This window comes from Mycoplana sp. 10N416 (genome assembly GCF_056394765.1).
The window spans coordinates 1-3,215 of the sequence record NZ_JBFTIM010000038.1; the positions used below are offsets into that span (position 1 = coordinate 1).

Consider the following 3,215-nt stretch of genomic DNA (forward strand, 5'->3'; position numbering starts at 1 on the left):
GAAGGTTGAAGGTTTGGAGTCTCACGGAGTGGCAGGAGCAATGGACGATCTTGAAGTTGGTTACGACATCCCGGCCGCCATCGGGGATTCTCTCGATGATGTACAGACACCGGCTCTGATCATCGATCTTGACGCTTTCGAGCGGAATTGCGCTGGYATGCGCGCTAAAGCTGAGGGTATGAATGTGCGTCTTCGTGCACATGCGAAGACGCACAAGTCTGCCGATATCGCTCTCTACCAGGTGGCCAGAGGCGGCGCCTGTGGCATCTGCTGCCAGAAGGTATCGGAAGCGGAAGCTCTAGTAAGGGCAGGAGTCACGGACGTCCTCATCACCAACCAGGTGTGTGGACCGAAGAAGATCGCGCGTCTAGCACGGCTTGCSAAGCTCGCCCGCATCATTGTGTGCGTGGACGAYGCGACTAACGTGTCGGACTTGTCCAGGGTCATGACCGAGCATGCTGTGACCCTCGAAGTGCTCGTCGAAATCGATTGCGGTGCCGGGCGATGCGGTGTCAGACCCGGCATGCCCGCGGTAAAGCTTGCGCAGCAGGTCGCAGCMTCGCCAAACCTGGTKTTTGCTGGCATCCAGGCTTACCAYGGCTCCGCCCAGCACATCGTAGATGCAGACGAGCGACGATCTGCGATTGTGAAATCGACGGCYGCAGCGGACAGGACGGTRGGCCTGATGCGGGAGGYCGGCCTAAAGTGCACGATCGTCGGTGGGGCAGGTACGGGAACGTTCGATCTCGAAGGCATGTCCGGCATCTACAACGAACTCCAATGTGGCTCCTACATCTTCATGGACGCGCATTACGGTATGATCCGCGCCGACGACGGTGGGCGCGTTGGTGGGTTCGAAAACGCACTTTTCGTGCTTACGTCGATCATAAGCCGAGCAGAGCCCGGAAGAGCGGTTTGCGATGCTGGTTTGAAGGCGCATTCCGTCGACAGTGGCCTGCCGACGGTCTTCGGCCGTCCAGATCTCACGTTCGTGGATGCTTCCGACGAGCACGGGACGATCGACGATCCGGGGAATACGCTGTCAATCAATGCGAAGCTCAAGCTGGTTCCCGGACACTGCGACCCAACCTGCAATTTGCACGATTGGTATGTTTGTGTCCGCGGGACGAAAGTAGAAGCACTGTGGCCCGTGACCGCGCGTGGTAAGGTGTTCTAATCCCACTACATTGCCGGACAACGGTGAGGCAGCCTACGTGTTTGGGGCTGAATCGTTTGAGGTCATCGGACCCGGCCAGTAAATGCATCGCTGGTCGGGCGTGCGCCAAAGATTGCCTGTCCAATCCGCACGACGTTCGAGCCCTCCTCGATCGCAACCTCGAAATCGCCAGACATGCCCATGGAAAGCTGCGTCAGACCGGGGTGAGTGGCGACGGCGCGATCACACAGCTCGCGCAGCAAGCGAAAGCAGGTTCACACCCGCTCGGTATCGGTGCTGAAGATGGCCAGCGTCATCAGGCCGCGAGGCCTCAGTCGAGGAAATTCCGATAGGCGCAAATCGCCGGGGTGCAGGTTGCTTTCCTCAGCTGAGGTGTTGACGAATACGTCAAGATCGCGCTCTTCGGCGTCAAGCTGGGGGCCTTCTACGGCTGCCCTATAGCTACTTCAGCCAGAACATTGATCCGCGAATTAAGCCGCAGCGCCCGGGTCTAGTAGCCAAGCGTCCAGCCCGACCACGCGCTCGCTTCCCACACCGCATCACTGGATCTGGACTCTCAAACGGAATGTCGCTCGGGCGCGCTTATGGAAATGGTGCGTTTGTCGGCCAGCACGGCTCCTGGAACAAATCATCTTCGTTCCGTTCCGAAACGGGAGCCCAGGGGGCGGCGGACAGATGTCCTCAGTGGTTTTGTCGGCCGCGATAACAAAGCGATGGGCCGCCCTGTCGGCGTCGCCCTTGACAAAAAGGGCGCCCTGTTGGTTGCCGAGAGTGAGCCGACGTTGAGTCGACGAAGGCAGCTGCAGTCGTCGTTGACGCTCATATGGCGCCCACGGTTGTCGGAGATTTGCCGCAAGGCTATTCCACGAGTTTCCGTAGGACGTCGACCAGCTCGTCGGTATCAAATGGCTTGGAGAGGACGGGCGCATTTCCAGGAATCTCATTGATGGCCTGCGCGCCGTAGCCGCTCAGGACAAGGAAGGGAATGGCCCTTTTGGCCGCCGCTTCAGCGATAGGTCGTGCGCTGGTCCCGTTGAGGTTCATGTCCAGCACGATTGCGTCCACGTGCTCGTGCTGGAGAGATTTCAGTGCCCTTTCCACACTGATGCTGGGTCCGACCACTTGGGCCCCAGCATCGACCAGGGCATCCTCGATCGACATCGCGATCAGCGCCTCGTCTTCGACCACGAGAATGCGTCGTCCTGCCAAGAGCGCAGTCACGTCTGGATTCCCCTGTCCCTGGGCGTGCTGGGTTGCGGATCGCCTCCGACGAAGTCCATCCTGATCGTGCAGATGACACCGGTCGGCTCGAACCTGAGATCCGCCGGATAGCCCAACTCATGGGCCAAGGCCCGGTTCAGAACGCGAATTCCGAAGCCTTGCCGAGAAGGGGCGACCGCCGGAGGTCCGCCACGCTCTTCCCATCGAACCGTGCAGACGCCGTTGCACTTCCAGGAAAGCATGATCCTGCCTTCCGGTCGCGATAGCGCACCATATTTAATCGCATTGGTCAGCAGTTCATTGAATGCCATGGCGAGCGCCAGGGCTTGCTTCGGGCTTATGCGAATTGGCGGCCCTTTCAGGACCGCTCGGCCATCTTCGATCCATGCTTTCAGGACCGCCCGGGCAATATCGCCCAGTTGCACGGCCTGCCAAGCTTGGCGGGTTAGCAGGTCGTGTGCTTCGGCGAGGGCAAGCAGTCTGGTGGTGAATGCCGTTGCGAATGTCTTTGGCGTGTCAGCATTCTTCAATGTCTGCTCGGCAAGCGACTGCACGGTTGCAAGCGTATTCTTCACGCGGTGATTAAGTTCGCCGATCAACAATTGCTGACGTCGTTCGGCTCTTCGCTCCTCCGTCCGGTCCCGGAAGATCTTCAAGTATCGGTCCGGGCTGCTCGCCTCGACGGGAAGCATGACGCCCGATCCCCAAAACCGCGAGCCATCCTTGCGATGGTGCCAGCGCTCGTTGGCCGCCCGACCGTCGTGAAGTGCGGACCACATTTCGCGTTCTGGAACATTCGCCGCGCGATCCTCCGCGC

3 protein-coding genes are annotated in these 3,215 nt (G+C 59.8%); 1 reads left to right on the forward strand and 2 read right to left on the reverse strand.

Annotation, left to right across the window (positions count from 1 at the left end; genetic code table 11):
- The first annotated feature begins 40 nt into the window (after positions 1–40).
- On the forward strand, positions 41–1,177 hold the full coding sequence (locus AC1DDS_RS25660) for a DSD1 family PLP-dependent enzyme (protein WP_477481425.1): 1,137 nt from the start codon (positions 41–43) through the stop codon (positions 1,175–1,177).
- Between the two features lie 858 nt (positions 1,178–2,035).
- On the opposite strand, the gene AC1DDS_RS25665 is transcribed toward AC1DDS_RS25660, so the two are convergent.
- Positions 2,036–2,398: a response regulator gene (locus AC1DDS_RS25665; RefSeq protein WP_477481423.1), complete on the reverse strand. Its 363-nt coding sequence runs from the start codon at positions 2,396–2,398 to the stop codon at positions 2,036–2,038.
- The coding region (locus tag AC1DDS_RS25670) for a sensor histidine kinase (protein WP_477481424.1) at positions 2,395–3,215 on the reverse strand (821 nt) is incomplete at its 5' end. The genes AC1DDS_RS25665 and AC1DDS_RS25670, both read right to left, overlap by 4 nt.